This window comes from Bacteroides faecis, from assembly GCF_020091505.1.
GTDB lineage: Bacteria > Bacteroidota > Bacteroidia > Bacteroidales > Bacteroidaceae > Bacteroides > Bacteroides faecis.
Window position 1 is genome coordinate 3,458,082 of sequence record NZ_CP081916.1, and the last position, 16,882, is coordinate 3,474,963.

The 16,882-nt window shown below is 41.5% G+C and carries 10 protein-coding genes and 1 pseudogene; 7 read left to right on the top strand and 4 right to left on the bottom strand.

From position 1 onward, the window contains the following. Positions 1–109 precede the first annotated feature (109 nt). Positions 110–2,062 (top strand): glycoside hydrolase family 97 protein, encoded by a 1,953-nt coding sequence (locus tag K6V30_RS13420; protein ID WP_055269944.1) that lies wholly within the window; start codon positions 110–112, stop codon positions 2,060–2,062. A gap of 87 nt (positions 2,063–2,149) precedes the next feature. On the opposite strand, the gene K6V30_RS13425 is transcribed toward K6V30_RS13420, so the two are convergent. Then, a complete protein-coding gene (locus tag K6V30_RS13425; protein ID WP_022302124.1) occupies positions 2,150–2,992 on the bottom strand; it encodes an aldo/keto reductase in 843 nt (280 codons plus the stop codon). 379 nt (positions 2,993–3,371) lie between these two features. Between K6V30_RS13425 and K6V30_RS13430 the strand changes: the two are divergent. Next, a pseudogene (locus tag K6V30_RS13430) lies at positions 3,372–3,557 on the top strand (hypothetical protein); the annotation flags it as partial. A gap of 16 nt (positions 3,558–3,573) precedes the next feature. Here the strand turns inward: K6V30_RS13430 and murQ are convergent. Genes murQ through K6V30_RS13445 form a run of 3 tightly spaced genes read right to left on the bottom strand, consistent with a single transcriptional unit; the run spans position 3,574 to position 5,581 of the window. After that, positions 3,574–4,401, bottom strand: a complete 828-nt coding sequence (murQ, locus tag K6V30_RS13435) for an N-acetylmuramic acid 6-phosphate etherase (protein WP_022302122.1) — start codon at positions 4,399–4,401, stop codon at positions 3,574–3,576. Positions 4,402–4,437: 36 nt separating this feature from the next. After that, positions 4,438–4,821: a DUF3037 domain-containing protein gene (locus K6V30_RS13440; RefSeq protein WP_010537439.1), complete on the bottom strand. Its 384-nt coding sequence runs from the start codon at positions 4,819–4,821 to the stop codon at positions 4,438–4,440. Further along, complete coding sequence (locus tag K6V30_RS13445) at positions 4,799–5,581, bottom strand: HipA family kinase (RefSeq protein ID WP_022302121.1); 783 nt, start codon at positions 5,579–5,581, stop codon at positions 4,799–4,801. The genes K6V30_RS13440 and K6V30_RS13445 overlap by 23 nt, the downstream gene beginning before the upstream one ends. Before the next feature lie 336 nt (positions 5,582–5,917). Between K6V30_RS13445 and K6V30_RS13450 the strand changes: the two genes are divergently transcribed. From K6V30_RS13450 to K6V30_RS13470, 5 genes are all read left to right on the top strand, one after another. Beyond that, positions 5,918–8,734, top strand: a complete 2,817-nt coding sequence (locus tag K6V30_RS13450) for a two-component regulator propeller domain-containing protein (protein WP_055269946.1) — start codon at positions 5,918–5,920, stop codon at positions 8,732–8,734. 1,060 nt (positions 8,735–9,794) lie between these two features. Further along, positions 9,795–10,310: a sigma-70 family RNA polymerase sigma factor gene (locus tag K6V30_RS13455; protein WP_010537442.1), complete on the top strand. Its 516-nt coding sequence runs from the start codon at positions 9,795–9,797 to the stop codon at positions 10,308–10,310. A 150-nt stretch (positions 10,311–10,460) separates the two neighbouring features. After that, on the top strand, positions 10,461–13,688 hold the full coding sequence (locus tag K6V30_RS13460) for a SusC/RagA family TonB-linked outer membrane protein (protein ID WP_010537443.1): 3,228 nt from the start codon (positions 10,461–10,463) through the stop codon (positions 13,686–13,688). A 12-nt stretch (positions 13,689–13,700) separates the two neighbouring features. Continuing rightward, positions 13,701–15,416: a RagB/SusD family nutrient uptake outer membrane protein gene (locus K6V30_RS13465; RefSeq protein WP_022302116.1), complete on the top strand. Its 1,716-nt coding sequence runs from the start codon at positions 13,701–13,703 to the stop codon at positions 15,414–15,416. Between the two features lie 31 nt (positions 15,417–15,447). Continuing rightward, the gene (locus K6V30_RS13470) at positions 15,448–16,872 is read left to right on the top strand and encodes an Ig-like domain-containing protein (protein ID WP_010537445.1); all 1,425 of its coding nucleotides are present in this window, start codon (positions 15,448–15,450) and stop codon (positions 16,870–16,872) included. The last annotated feature ends 10 nt before the right edge of the window (positions 16,873–16,882 follow it).

Consider the following 16,882-nt stretch of genomic DNA (forward strand, 5'->3'; position numbering starts at 1 on the left):
GCTTATTTTTGCAAGATATTTGCTTATATTTGCAGATTTGTGTGAAAGAAAAGAAAGTGAATTGAGTAGAATAATCATCTTGTTCGTATATATTAGAAAATGAATAAACATGAACTTACATAGAATGAAGAAAATTATCTTGATCTTATTGCTGGCTATACCGGTGCTGATAGAGGCACAAAATGTGATGACGGAGACTCGTCAGGTATTAATATCGCCTGACGGAGCCTATCGTTTTACATTTTATCAACGTGCGTTGGGGAAGGATAATACACGAATGTATTACACACTGACCTATAAAGACCGTCCTGTGGTGGAAGAGAGCGAACTGGGAATACAGATTAAGAATCAGTTGTTTGAGTCTGCATTGGCCGTTCCGAATGATACTTGCCATTTCTGGTGTGAAAATCTGAAAATGACGGGTGCTGAACGCCGGGAAATCGATGAGTCATGGAAACCTGTGTATGGAGAACGCTCTGTGATTCGCGATCATTACAATGAAATGACTTTGAAGTTCAGTAAAGGCGAAGGGGAAGGTAAAAAGGAAGATGGTTATGATAAACGTAAAAACTACTTGATGAACATTATCGTTCGCGCTTACAACGAAGGAGTCGCTTTCCGTTATCATTTTCCGGAAACAACCAATGGACTTTTCCTCCATATCACAGATGAACAGACCAGTTTCACAATGCCCCAGGGTACAAAAGCTTATTATGAACGTTGGGCACAGGGACCTTATGAGCTTCGTCCGCTGGAAGGATGGGGAGAAGAAGAGAGCGAACGTCCGTTGACCTTAAAACTGCCTGACGGATTATCCGTAGCGTTGCTGGAAGCGGAAATGGTGGACTATGCGCGTGGTAAATTCCGTTTGTCCGCAGAAAAACCTTCAACTTTGGTGACAAGTCTGTATAGTAGTGTCGATGTTATATCTCCATACAGTACTCCGTGGCGTGTTATTATGGTTGGTGAACGTTCTGTCGACCTGATTAACCATAATGATCTCGTCCTGAATCTGAATCCTGCTTGTAAACTGGCAGATACATCCTGGATTAAACCGGGAAAAGTTTTTCGTGCAGGCGATCTGAAGCAGGATAAAGTAAAGGTTGCTGTTGATTTTGCGGCAGAACGTGGCATTCGGTATGTACATATGGATGCAGGCTGGTACGGACCGGAGATGAAGATGAGTTCGGATGCTTCTACGGTTTCTCCCGATAAAGACCTTGATATATCGGCTCTGTGCAAGTATGCCGAATCGAAAGGAATCGGCTTGATGGTATATGTCAATCAACGCGCGCTGGTGCAGCAGTTAGATTCTTTATTGCCGTTGTATAAGCGATGGGGACTGAAAGGTATAAAATTCGGTTTCGTACAAATCGGCAATCAGCATTGGAGTACCTGGCTACACGATGCTGTACGCAAGTGTGGCGAGTATGAAATGATGGTAGATATTCACGATGAATATCGTCCGACCGGGTTTAGCCGTACTTATCCGAACTTGATGACACAGGAAGGTATCCGTGGAAACGAAGAAATGCCAGATGCCACACATAACACCATCCTGCCTTTTACCCGTTTTCTGGCTGGTGCAGCCGATTATACTCTGTGCTATTTCAACGGACGGGTGAAAAATACGAAAGCTCATCAGTTAGCTATGGCAGCAGTGTACTATAGTCCGTTGCAGTTCATGTTTTGGTATGACAGACCGGAGTTCTATAAAGGAGAGGAAGAATTGGAGTTCTGGAAAGCTATTCCGAGTGTATGGGATGACAGTCGTGCGCTGGATGGAGAAATAGGTGAATATATTATTCAGGCACACCGTTCAGGTAATGACTGGTTTGTCGGAGCGATGACAAATACGGAAGCTCGTACCGTTACAGTGATGACGGATTTTCTGGAACCGGGTAAAAAGTATACCGCTCATTTGTATGAGGATGACGATAAACTGAATACAGGTACCAAAGTGCGTACGGCACATAAGAAGGTGAAAGCCGGAGACAAACTTATATTGAAGTTAAAGGCGAGTGGCGGGGCTGCGTTGCACTTTACTCCGATAGAGAAATGATCTTATAAATAGTATTCAGTTATCATATAAAAATCCCCCCCTTCATTCTGCTTCGTAAAAACAAAAGCGATGAAAGGGGGGAATTCTTTATTTTCCGTAATTAATCAGCCATTTTACCATTTCCGGGTCATAATGAGAGAAGAAGAGGGTTTCAGCGTTATCGAGTGAAGCAATGGCAGACATATCTTCCGGTGACAAAGTAAAATCGAAAACATTGAAGTTCTCAGCCATTCGTTCCTTGTGAGTCGATTTAGGAATGACTATGATGTCCCGTTGAATCAGATAGCGTAATGCAACCTGTGCCACTGATTTTCCGTATTCTTTTCCGATTTCTTGGAGAGTGCTGTTCGTGAAGAAGTCATTCCGTCCTTCGGCAAAAGGTCCCCATGACATAATTCTCGTACCATATTCTTTCATTACTTCCTGTAACTTCGCTTGCTGGTTGAAGACATGTGTTTCCACCTGATTGACAGCAGGAGTAATCTCACAAAACTCTGCAAGGTCCACGAAGCGGTCCGGATAGAAGTTGCTGACGCCGATAGCGCGAATTTTTCCTGCCTTGTACGCTTCTTCCATTGCGCGGTAAGTGCCATAGTAATCACCGAATGGCTGATGAATCAACAAGAGGTCGACATAATCGCTCTGCAACTTACGTAAGGACTCATCGATGGAAGCCTTTGCTTTGTCATAACCGGCATTTGATATCCATACTTTGGTGGTGATAAACAGCTCCTCGCGTGGAACACCACATTTGCTGATTGCATTTCCGACCCCTTCCTCATTATGATAGGCTTGTGCCGTATCGATAGAGCGGTATCCTACACTGATTGCATCAGACACGCAACGTTCACATTCTTCAGGAGTAACCTGATACACACCATAACCTAAAATAGGCATTTCAATGCCATTGTTCAATTTTACTTTTTCCATAATCGAGTATCTTAAATTAAAATCAGTTCGTATCTAATTCCTCATAATCCATATTTTCCTGTATGCAAAGTTAGTTTCTGTAAAGTAATCTATTCTTATATAGATTACGGGTTTTGCTACCATTTTTACGGATAGCTTTGTTTATTCAGCCCAAGGTTATTCTCCTTTTTAGTGTGATAACTCTATCTTTGCATCCATATCTCATTATATATAGTTGTTTTTTGAGTATTTTGTTCTACATGTTCGTAATATATGGAGTTAAATCAATAAAAAGAAGCATTATGAATAGATATTTTCTTTTCGCTTTGTTGGCTGTATTGGCGATGAGTTCCGTAATAGCCGCGGCTCCTTGGCAATGGTCTGTAGAAATAAAGGGGGTTATTATTATGTAAAGCAAGAACCGGCTGAGATAAAGGGCAATAAACTGGTGTTCACCCGGATTCCTCCTCGTACAAAGTTTCCGGTAAAGATAACAGTCGTAGCCTGGCAATATGGACGTAGTACGGAACCGAAGGTACAGACAGCTGAAGCTGTAGAACAGAGCTTTTGTCTTACTGCCCGTTAACAGCCCTTTATTCGTTTTACGTCAATTCATCCTCATTGTGAAAGGCTTCTATTGCTTTTTCTACAGAGCCGTGTAATAACAATAATGATTGGGCTTCTCCGTAATTCAGGTGTAATTCGTCGATAAGCATCCGTGTTCCTCTGTCAATCAGTTTCTGATTGGTGAGTTGCATATTGACCATCTTGTTTCCTTTGACACGTCCTAGCCCGATCATGACAGCAGTACTGATCATGTTCAGAATCATCTTCTGACCGGTGCCCGATTTCATTCGTGAACTGCCTGTTACATATTCCGGACCGACAATCATTTCGATAGGGATATCGGCTTCGGTTGCCATAGGTGAGTTGGGGTTGCTGGTGATGCATCCTGTCAGTATGCCGTTTTTGCGCGCTTCATGCATGGCACCGATCACATAAGGGGTGGTACCGGAAGCTGCAATTCCGATGACTGTATCTTTGGTGTTGATGTTATATTGCTGCAATTCTTCCCAGCCGCGTTTTGTGTCATCTTCCGCATTCTCTACAGGATTGCGTAAGGCGGTATCACCTCCTGCAATCAGTCCGATCACTACCGTAGGGGGCATGCCGAATGTAGGAGGAATTTCAGAAGCATCCAGTACTCCCAGCCGCCCGCTTGTTCCTGCTCCCATATAGAAGATGCGTCCGCCTTTCTTTACCCGGGGAATGATCTGACTGACCAGTTTCTCTATTTGCGGAATGCTTCTTTCCACTGCATCTGCTACTTTATGGTCTTCAGCATTGATTTCCTGAAGAATTTCCCCTATCGGTTTCTTTTCAAGGTCATTATAGAGTGACGGTTGTTCTGTTATCTTAATAAATTCCATAACCATTCAATTATTGTTTCCGGAATACTCGGTTAGTTATAGCACCAGTTCCTTAAACAGCCGTTCCAGTGTGGCGTCCAGATTCTCAGAGAATCCGGGGTGCGGGCGTGAAACCTGAATGCACGAACTCTTAACGGCAGTCAGCCAACGGAATCTGTCCGGGATATCCATCTGAGCTATAGTCCCTCCGTTTTTATTGCCCTGGCAAATTTTGTCGAACACTTTCAGTCCTTCTTTCAGGCAATTCGTATCCACTTCCGAAGAAAACAGACTGAGTTTGTTATCATCTATCGTATATAGAGATTTCAGGTACTTACGTTGTTTGGAGAACAAAACAATACCTACATTGATAAATTCCTCACGTTCTACCTTCGGAACGAATCGAATCACCGCATATTCATATAAGTACCTTTCTTGCATTTTGTGCTTCATTTACAAAAAGTTCGGAGTGCTTGATCCTTTCTTCTAAAAATTGAATATAAATATCTCTCAAATCCTGCGGAGTCTCGCTGCCTTCGGTCCAGTTCAACCAGTCGTTGGGGACAGCATTGACTATTTCACGGATTTTTTCGGGCGTAAGAATACGTTTGAATGCTGCGTCTGTCTCTTCCAGCTGGTCGGCAAACGGCAATAATACATGGTCTTTGACCTGTGTAAACGGACTAAGCGACTGCTTCTGCCAGTTGGTCCATGTATGGTGGAAATAGAGTGACGCGCCGTGGTCGATCAACCATAATTCTTTATGCCACATCAGCATATTCGTATTTTTGATGGTACGGTCTACATTGGTCAGCAGTGCATCCAGCCATACCACCTGTGAGGCCGTTTTCCCGTCTACGGAATGTGCTATGGGGTCGAAAGTCAGTGCGCCGGAAAGAAAATGCAATCCGATATTCAGTCCGCGGCTCCACTGAAGCAGGTCCTGTATTTCTTCATCTGCTTCTGTGCGTCCGAAGGCTTCGTCCAGGTGGAGAAAGACGATCTCGGGCACCCTGAAACCTAGTGCACGGGCTATTTCTCCTCCTATCAGTTCGGCGATCAGTGCTTTCGTTCCGTGTCCTGCTCCCCTGAACTTGACTACATATTTAAATTCATCGTCAGCTTCGGCCAAAGCGGGCAATGATCCTCCCTCTCTCAGCGGAAGAATATATCTTGTTACATTTGCCGTACGTAAATCCATGTAGCTCCTTTCTTAAATTCGGGAATAAAGATAAATGGTTTTGAGGGATTTTTCTTAGAAAATGTTCTTTTAATTAATGATTTGTAGCTTAATTAAATAATTTTGCGCTGTTAAGTATCAGGCGAGGATAATCCGTATCTTATTTTGGAAAGCAGAAACGAATGAAATAGCGGATAAAGAAAGATACTGATAATTTATTATATTGTATTGAGTAAATGTTTTCTTCCTTTCGTATTTGTCTATAAACGTTTAGCAAATATGGAGAGGCGATTCTTATTTTTGTGGAAGAAATGCTATCTTTGTCTTATGTTTCATGCAATTAATGATGATTGACAAGTGAAAAGCACGATTAAATATTTGATTCTTCTAATCATATATCTGGCTTGTAGCGATACCTTGCAAGCCCGGGACTACGTATTTCGTAATATAGTTATGTCCGACGGGCTTTCCGGAGTCTTGGTGAACGCTATTTATAAAGACTCGGAGGGCTTCGTTTGGTTAGGGACGGATAACTGTCTCGACCGTTTTGACGGTGTCAAAGTGAAACATTTTGAATTCCGTGGCATTGAGTCGGGAAGAAAGAAACGTGTGAACTGCATAGCAGAGACTTCTAACAGACAACTCTGGGTAGGAAACGGCGTGGGACTTTGGCGTTTGAACCGCAGCAACGGTGAATTACAACGAATCGTGCCGGAGAAAATAGACTTTGCCGTAAACACCCTTTTGGCAGACAACGACGTGCTATATCTGGGAACCGAAAAAGGACTTTTTATTCAGAAAGATGGGCAACTCATCCAGATACAAACAGACCCGAATGTGCTGGCCGCCTGTAACCGTGTCATGAACCTTTGTCTGAACGAAGATAAAAGTGTGCTCTGGATGGCTACCGTGCAAGGATTGTTTTCTTACTCATTAAAAGATGGAAAAGTTTCTTCCTGGCATTTCCGCGAAAATGTACCCGAAACAGATTATTTCCGGTGTCTTACCCGAATAGGGGAAACGCTCTATATAGGTACTATGAGCCAGGGAGTACTTCGTTTCGACATCCAAACGTCCACTTTCTCTCATGCTCCCTCTTTGGGATGTGATGTGATCTCCGATATCTCCGGAGACGGAAAAGAGAATGTGTATATAGCTACTGACGGTAATGGAGTTCATTTTCTTTCTCATAAAGATCAGTGTGTCACCCGTAGCTTTTGCCATGATATACGCGATAAGGAAGGAATCCGCAGTAACTCAATCTATTCGTTGTTGGTAGACAACCGTGGAGCACTTTGGGTAGGGCATTTTCAGGCCGGACTTGATTATTCACTCTATCAGAACGGACTGTTTTCTACTTATTCTTTTCCTCCTCTATTTAATTCCACCAATTTGTCGGTTCGTTCGTTCCTGAATCGTGGAAAGGAAAAAGTGATCGGTTCGCGTGACGGGCTGTTTTATATCAACGAATCTACAGGAACCGTAAAGAGCTTTGTAAGACCTGTACTGACTTCCGACCTGATACTTACGATCAGTTTCTACGAAGGAGAATATTATATCGGTACGTATGGAGGAGGAATGATGGTGCTGAATCCCCAGACACTTGCTCTTACTTATTTTGAAGAAGGAGATTCCGAGTTATTCCATAAAGGACATATTTTCTGCATAAAGCCTGATGAAAAAGGTAATCTGTGGGTGGGAACGTCTCAAGGCGTATTCTGCTATAATAAATCGGCAAAGCAAATTAAAAATTATACAAGTTCCAACTCCCAGCTGCCAGAAGGAAATGTTTATGAGATTAGTTTCGACTCTACCGGAAAAGGATGGATTGCAACCGAAACCGGAATGTGCATTTACGATCCTGCATCTCAAAGTCTCCGTTCCAATGTCTTCCCGGAAGGGTTTGTGCATCGTGATAAGGTAAGGACCATCTATGAAGACTCAAAACATAATCTTTTCTTCATCCGTGAGAAAGGGAGCCTGTTCATTTCATCGTTGACAATGGATCGCTTCCGGCAGAAATCCGTTCTTTCCACTCTCCCGGATAATTCGCTGATGTCCATTGTAGAAGATAACCTGGGGTGGTTGTGGATTGGTTGCAATGATGGTTTATTGCGGATGAAGGATGGCGAGGAGGATTATGACGCGTTTACTTTTAATGATGGAGTGCCCGGACCCACTTTCACCAATGGAGCCGCTTATAAGGATGAAAACGGACTATTATGGTTCGGTAATACTAAGGGATTGATTTGTGTGGACCCTAAAGAGGTAGATGAATTGCGCGGCAAGGTTCGTCCTATCGTGTTTACGGATATACAGGCAAACGGTGTTTCTATAACCGAAACTTCTTTAAAATATGACCAGAATAATCTGACTTTCAATTTTACGGATTTTGCCTATGGACTTCCTTCTGCTTTGCTATATGAGTATCGGCTGGATGGAGTGGATAATGACTGGAAACTGTTGACTGCACAGAGTGAGGTATCATACTACGGACTTGCTTCCGGAGACTATACTTTCCGTGTCCGTTTGCCGGGCAATGACCAGTCGGAAGCCAGTTGCGAGGTGACAGTGCGCCCTATGGTTCCCTGGTGGGGATGGGGATTGATTGTCGTTGCGTTAGTATTGATTGTGCTGCTGGTAAGATATTACTTGTGGAAACGATTAAGTACTTTGGTGAAGTCACCGGCTTTGTCGCCCGCAGAAGGGCAGGAAGAGAACGAACATGGCTTTTCCGAAAAGCAAGTGTGTGGAGATAACAATCAGGAGCAACCTGTCGAAGAGAAATATAAAACAAATCGTCTGAGTGAAACGGAATGCAAAGAGCTTTATGAAAAGCTTGTAGCTTATGTCGAAAAGGAACGGCCTTATATTAATCCTGATTTGAAAATGGGGGATCTGGCAGTAGCGTTAGGTACTTCCTCTCATTCTTTGTCTTATCTGCTGAATCAGTATTTGAATCAGTCTTATTATGATTTTATTAATGACTATCGTGTAGCTGAATTCAAAAGATTGGTAGTGGATAGCAAATATTCCCGCTATACGCTCGCCGCATTAGCCGAACTCTGCGGTTTTAGTTCCCGCGCTTCCTTCTTCCGTTCTTTCAAGAAGAGTACGGGAGTTACTCCCAACGAATATATTCGTAGTATTGGAGGAACGGCGAAAGAAGAGTAGAAACAAGTACTTCATCCGCTTGATAGTAGTACTTCATTCACTAGCATGTAGTACTTCATTCACTAGCATGTAGTACTTCATTTACTTGTATGTAGTACTTCATTTGCGTATCTGTTGTACTTCATCCACATGTTTGTTATACTTCATTTCCTTATCTGTCGTACTTCTGTCGTTCAGTGTTCATATAGATAGAGCAGTACTCTAAACTTCGTATGTTAAATGTAAATTATATGTACCTAATCCGCTTCTCGTTTTTGCTACTGCTACTGCCACTGACACCTTAGTGCCTCTTTGTCAGTGAATTTAAATAACGGCATATTTGTAAGTATTTGGTTTATAGTGTTATATGCGAATTTATTAAAAATGAATCATCTATTCCCCTTCTACTTATTAATTTTATTGTCAGTAGATTTCTACTTGTTTACTTGTAGTAATATAATACTATGCTCCTTTTTTAGGGCTTAAAATAGAGTTTTACTGATAATTGAGAACAATATAATAATTGTTTAGTGTCTTATATTTACATTTACCTAATGGGGATAATACTGTTTTACTATTAAAATAGGCATTAAGGTGTCAGTTGTCAGTGCTGTCAGTAGATTTTTTGTAATTGGAAAATATGAAATCATAATCGGTTAGTAATTAATCTGTTATAATATAAGGTGTAGAGGACGACTGATACTTTATACAAATTTCCACTGACATAATAAATGTTAATAGGAAAAAGTGGTGTGGTCTTTAATGTTTACAGCTGATTGCTTTCTTTTATGATAGTTAATCTCTCATATTAAAAGAAAGAATTTTGGCTATCAAACAAAGACAATCTTTTAGTCTTGTACGCATGAAGGAGCAGGAAAATATAGGCGAAAAACTATAAATAGAGTCTCATATTATGAAATGAGACTCTATATGAAGAATGAGTATTCTTTTGATTATTAGTGTTTTATGTTTTAATTAGTCTATTTGGATACGTTGCAATCCATCTGCCCGTTTTTCTTATGGATTCTTTTTAAATCACCTCTATATTTGCATCGTGATCGAAACCGAAAAAGATAGTATTATGGAGACAACAATTAACTCTTCCGACAACATTATCACTCGTTCTTACGAGGAATATCATCAGGTAATCTTAAACTATATTACCTATCGTATAACTCACCGCTATGAAGCGGAGGATTTGACGCAGGATGTATTCGTACGTTTACTGGATTATAAGCAGATGCTTCGTCCGGACACAGTGAAATATTTCCTTTTTACTATTGCGCGTAATATCGTGACCGATTATATACGCCGTTATTATAAGAAACAGGAAATAGACAGCTATTTGTACGATTTCACGGCTACTTCTACCAACGAAACAGAAGAAAACATCATTGTCAGTAATCTGATGGAGATGGAACAGATGCGTTTGGAGGCAATGCCCGAACAACGTCGCCTGGTTTATGCACTGAACCGTTTTGAAGACAAGAGTTCACCCGAAATTGCTACCGAACTGAATTTAAGCTGCCGGACTGTGGAAAACCATCTGTTTCTCGGACGTCGTGATATGCGTAACTTCTTTAGAAGTTGTATCTAAAATATCCAACCGTATATAATTTATTCATTAATAAATAACCTTTTGTGCTTATGGAAAAGGAATTAAAATCAAACCAAAGGTGTGTAGATGCCTCATCTTATTTTAGAGAACAAGAATTTAATACTATTTTTAAACCTCAAATTTAATATTATGAAACAAAGAGGATTAACTTTTAATTCGCAGCCGGGCAAGACAATAGTGGTCGCTCTGGGATTGATGCTGGGCCTATGTCCTGTTTCAAGCGCATGGGGCTATGCGAATGTAAATGATAACCTGGTAGTGTCACAAGTGCAGAAACAGGTGAAAGGGCAAGTGGTAGATGCTACAGGTGAGCCGCTGATCGGTGTGAATGTGAGTGTGGTGAGCCAGACTGGAGGTACCATAACGGATATTAATGGAAACTATTCTCTGAACGTTCCGCAAGGTGCTAAACTGAAGTTTTCTTATATCGGCTATAAAGAGCAGATGATAGAAGTAGGCAGTCAGACGGTGATCAACGTGAAGATGCAAGAAGACAGTGAAGTGCTTGACGAAGTGGTCGTGGTCGGCTATGGAACACAGAAAAAAGCGACTATGACAGGTTCTGTGACGGTGGTCAGTGATAAGATGCTAGAGAATAAAGGAACCATGTCAAGTCCGGTACAGGCGCTGCAAGGTCAGGTGCCGGGTGTCATCATCACACGAAACTCTTCGGCTCCGGGCGACGAAAGCTGGGGAATGAGTTTGCGTGGTGCTGTTTCCAAGAATACGACCAGTCCACTTGTTATTATTGATGGGGTGGAATATGAAAGTGTAAACGAACTACGTCTGTTAAATCCTTCAGATATTGAATCTATTAATTTTCTGAAAGATGCTTCCGCTTCTATTTACGGTAGTAAGGCCGCAGGTGGAGTAGTGTTGGTTACTACTAAGAAAGCCAAAGAGGGTAAGGTGCAAGTGGATTATAGTGGTTCGGTGACGGCTAAGTTTATCGGGCTGTCTCCCGATTTAATGAACATTGGTGAATGGGCATCGGCTGTAATAGATGCTCGTACTAATGACGGGTATACAGAAGATGATACTTGGCTACGATATGCCAAGCTGGCGTTGGCTTATAAAAATCAGTACATTAACCTAGATCATACAGCTAATCCATTCGGGACGGGTGCTTTTACTGATGTTGCTGATTTTGTATTCTTTGATACTAATTGGCAGGATATTATGTGGGGGACAGCAGCCTCTACCCAACACGAATTGGCAATTTCGGGAGGTTCCGATAATTCGAAATACCGTTTATCATTAGGCTATATGTTTGATGACAGCAACTTGAAATGGGGAAATAACAATAATAGCCGCTATAACCTACGATTGACGAATACTTTCAAACTCTCGGATAAGATGTCTATCGAATCAGTAATAGCATACAACCGCCAGGATCAGGTTGCTCCGACACAGGTCGGTTCTGCTCTGACTACCAGTGCACAGCAACCGGGATTTCCTTCGGCAACAGTTGATGGCAAGCCGTATGCCTGGGGTACGTGGGGTGCTCCTAACTGGTATTGTGAATTGGGAGGAGATAACAAACTTAAAGTCTCGGCTATTAATATCAGTGAGACATTCAATTATTCTATCACGAAAGATTTGAGTACTTCCGTAATAGCCGGCTACAACACTTCCACTGCAACTAGGGATACTCAGAAGAAATCGATCGAATGGTATAATTATGCAGGTGATCGGGTAGTACGTACAGACCCGACGGAAGATGCAAGCTCGTATACGAAGAGTAATTCACGGACAGATTTCTATTCTATTTCAGGGCGAGTAGACTGGTCGCATATATTTGCCGATGTTCATGATGTGAAGTTGATGGCTGGTTTGCAATATAATATGAAAGAGTATGAATATACGTATCTTCGTACAACTGGTATCTTACCATCTTTGGAAGTTCCTAATAGCAATAATGGCCTGATTTATTTGGTTAGTGAGGATAAGAATACACAATCCTCAAAATGGCAGGAGGCTGTAATGTCTTACTTTGGGCGTGCTAACTATAACTATCGCTCTAAATATATGCTGGAAGCTCAATTCCGCTATGATGGTTCTTCAAAATTCCAACCCGAGAACCGTTGGGCATTCTATTGGGGAACCTCTGGGGGATGGCGGCTTTCTGAAGAGGATTTTATAAAAGAACTTGAATTTATTGATGAATTCAAGTTGAGAGCTTCTTACGGTAGTGTGGGTAATCAAGCAGGTATAGATCGTTACGACGGAACACAACTTTATAATTTTAAACCAAGCCAAGGTGCTTTGATTGGTAATGGAAAAGTTTCTTATGTAGATACCAGTGGAAAACTACCAAGCCTTGACCGTACTTGGGAACGTATTCATAATTATAATATCGGACTTGACTTTGGATTCCTTAACCATCGGTTGACAGGTACTGCTGAGATGTTTTGGAAGAAGAGTAACAACATGTTGATTGATGTTATTTATCCGGGGATTCTGGGTGATAAGGCACCTACAGCAAATTATGGAGCTTTTAAGGCTCATGGATGGGAAGGAATGATTAACTGGTCTGATAGAATAGGTCAGGTAAATTATCACCTTGGTGGTACTTTCACTTACACAACTAATGAACTCACTGACAATGGGGGGAGTGGTGCAATAAAGAGTGGTGTACGTTCCGACCGTGAAGGTTATCCATTAAATTCTGTATTTGGACTTCGTTATTGTGGAAAGATACAGACGGAAGAGCAGTTGAAAAAGTATGTAAACCAATATAAAAACAATAGTACAATTGGTACATTGGATAATTTACGTTTGGGTGATAACATGTTTGAAGATGTGAATAAAGATGGAAAATTGACGGAGGAGGACTTTGTTTATTTAGGGACAGATGATCCGAAGGTACAGTTTTCAGTGAATGCAGGACTCGAATGGAAAGGATTAGACTTGTCTATTGTTTTTCAGGGTGCTGGAAAACGTACTGTCTGGCGTGAAAAGAGTACTTGGAGAATTCCGATGCGCGCAGTTTATCAGAATGGTAGCAATCAATTTATAGGCAATACTTGGAATCCGGATAATACAGGAGCTTATTATCCTTCACTGACTAATAAGTCTGAAATAAATGACTATAATTATCAGTGCTCATCTTGGTCGGTAGAAGATGGCGCCTACCTCCGTCTGAAGAATGTGACATTAGGTTATTCTTTGCCTTCTTCATTATTGGCGAAGACTAAAGTACTGTCGAAGGCACGTATTTATGTGACTGGATCAGACCTTTGGGAACATAGTAACATCAATGATGGTTGGGACCCTGAAGCAAACCGTGAAGTGGACAATGCAAAGCGCTATCCTTTCTTGCGTACCGTAACTTTTGGATTAAACTTAACCTTTTAATTGAAAACAAATATGAAATATACATTAAAAGCAATATTGATACTGATATTGGGATGTCTGACACATTCATGCCTTGATTTGGACCCGAAAGACCAAATTGCTGATGGTAACTACTGGAACTCAGTCACAGATTATAAGTTGTTCGCTAATCAGTTTTATAGTTGGACTCGTGACTTTTCAAACAGCGTATATGATGCGCCTCATTCTGATAAACGTTCTGATCTTATTGTAGACAAAGGAGGGACGAATGTGTATAGTAATGGTACAAATAGTATTCCGGCTTCAGACAATAATTATACAGATAATTACAACCGTATCCGTCGTGCGAATATACTTTTACAGAAAGCCGAAACTTACGATAATCCGACTGATATCGCACAGTATGTGGGTGAAGCGAAATTTTTCCGTGCTTACTGCTATTTTGAGTTATTGCAACTCTATGGTGATGCTATCATCACTAAAACACCGTTGGATGTAACTGACCCGGAATTGAAAGCTTCTCGTAATGACCGTAGTGAAGTGGCGGACTTAATTATTCAAGATCTGAAGGATGCTGCCGGTTTGCTTTCTGCTACTTCCGCTGTAGAGAGTGGTCGGGTAGGTAGTGAAGGAGCTTGGGCATTTTTGTCAAGAGTAGCTTTATATGAAGGTACCTGGCAGAAATTCCGTGGGAATACGGTACGTGGAAAAGAGTTGCTGGATATTGCTGCCAATGCAGCTAAAGAAGTGATTAATAGTAAGAAATTCAGTTTGTATGCACCTGTTATTTTGGGTGATAGCGCACAGAAGTATATGTTTATTTTAGAGGATGTAAAATCTAATCCTGCCGGACTTCAAAAAAGCTCTAACACGGAATATATTTTCTCCCGTCGTCATGATGAAACACTGAATCCGATTAATAAGAATATCACGAAAGAATGTTTGGCAAATGCACAAATGATTTCTCACAAGTTTGCAGCATTGTATCTTTGCCAGGACGGACTTCCTATTGACAAGTCTCCTAATATGTTTATGGGATACGATAAAATAGAAAGCGAATATCTGAATCGCGACAATCGTATGATTTATACATTATGTAAGCCTTATGGCTATTTTTGGAGCAATGAAAACTCTCGTGTCAATTGGACAGGTGATGCAGCAGATAGAGCATCGGCTTCCATTAAAGGATTGATTCCGACCAGTGGTAGTGGTTATAACAATCAGAAGTGGGCTACTGAACGTGCTGTGAATACAAATTATGAAGGCTATGATTATCCTATCATCCGCTATGCGGAAGTGCTGCTGAACTATGCCGAGGCGGTGTTTGAGCGTGATGAGACCATCTCTGATGAAGATTTGAATATTTCTTTGAATTTGGTTCGCAATCGTATCAACACTCAGATGCCAAAGTTAACAAATAGTTTTGCTCAAACCTACGGATTAGATATGCGTACTGAAATCCGTCGGGAACGTACAGTCGAACTCTTTAACGAGGGATTCCGCATTGACGATTTGAAGCGTTGGAAGACAGCTGAAACAGAAATGCCGCAGAATATTTTGGGTATCAAGTGGACAGGTACGGAGTATCAGACCAGATGGCCGAATGCTTCTTATTCTAAGAATAGTGATGGATTCCTGATCATAGAAAGCGGGCGTAAATGGGAGGATAAACATTATTTGTATCCATTGCCTACAGACCAATTACAGCTTAATCCGAATTTGAAACAGAATCCTGGTTGGGGAGAATAACAGATCGTTTTATTCATTAAAAATAACAGGTATGAAAAATAGATATTCAATATATAAAAACTTGTATGGTGCGTCTGCTTGCCTGCTTACTGCTTGCATGGTATTGACTGCATGTGACAAGGAGAAAGAGTTTACTCCTGCCATGTCTGAAGCGAAATTGATAAACTCCATTACTTTTGATGTGAGTGCGACATTGCCGTTGGCTATTGGCATGGATTCTACCATTGTCTATTCCGTAGAAGCTCCGGATGATTTGGAAGACCGTACAATTGTATGGAAATCAACGGATGAGAGTATTGCACGTGTGTCACAGGATGGGACTATAACCGGTGTGGCAGAAGGTACGGCTGTTATCAGTGCCACTCCTCCGATTGGCTTTGGGGCAACCGCTTCGGTAAAAGTGGAAATTGTTCCCGAGATTATAAAAGCTACCAGTCTGACACTCACAAATCCACGGGAAGGAGAAGTGATTTACGAAACGGACAAAATCCAGTTTGAAGCGCAAGTATTACCGGCTGACCACACATACTCTTATCTGACATGGAAGAGCAGTGACGAAAACATAGCTACTGTTTCTTCGCAAGGGTTGGTGAACTGTCTGAAGGCCGGAGAAGTGACAATTTCTGCTTTGACACATGACCATAGTGGTGTATATGGCTCCTATGTCTTGAAAGTTGTTGAATATATTCCGGTGGAACATGTTGCTATTGAACCCTATACTGATATGATTTGTGTTTCTATGGGAGATATAGCTCTGGATGTTACTTATACACCGGCTGATGCGACATTGGGTTCTGTTGACTGGGTGTCAAGTGATGAAAATGTAGCAACGGTGGATTTGGGTATTGTTACACCGAAAGGCTTCGGTACAACAGTGATTACGGCCACTTGCAGGGCTACGGGTGAAACAGCCTCTACCACAATTTCTGTAGAAAGCGGTTGGTGGATTTGGGATACACGGAATGAGTTTGGTGAGTGGACCGTACAGGGACAAGCTACTAATGGTCCTAAGATTGAACGTAAAGATGGCAAGTTGGTCGTAACATTAGGGAGCGGATCAAAGAGACGTGCTGACTTGAGACTTCCGGTGAATGATAAGAATCCATTGTATCTGGATATAGCTACTTATCCGGTATTTGCAATGCGTTGTGATATACCTAAGGGGGGGGCAAATACTTTGGATGCGGTTGCTTTGTCAGGAGTAAATATTGGTGGACCTAAATGTAATGATGGTATTACACTGGCTGATGGGACCCGATTGATTTATTATGACATAGCGGCGTTGAATAAGTATGATTTAGGTGTGATAGGATTCAAGACTTTTCAGATAAAAGTTGCAGATATTCCTGAAGCCAATGTAACTTCGGATACTTATAATGTGTATTGGGTCCGTACCTTCAAGAGTGTAGCAGAAATGGAAAACTTTGCTGAGGCGGAAGTTGCAGCAGGTAAGTAGTTGAATAATA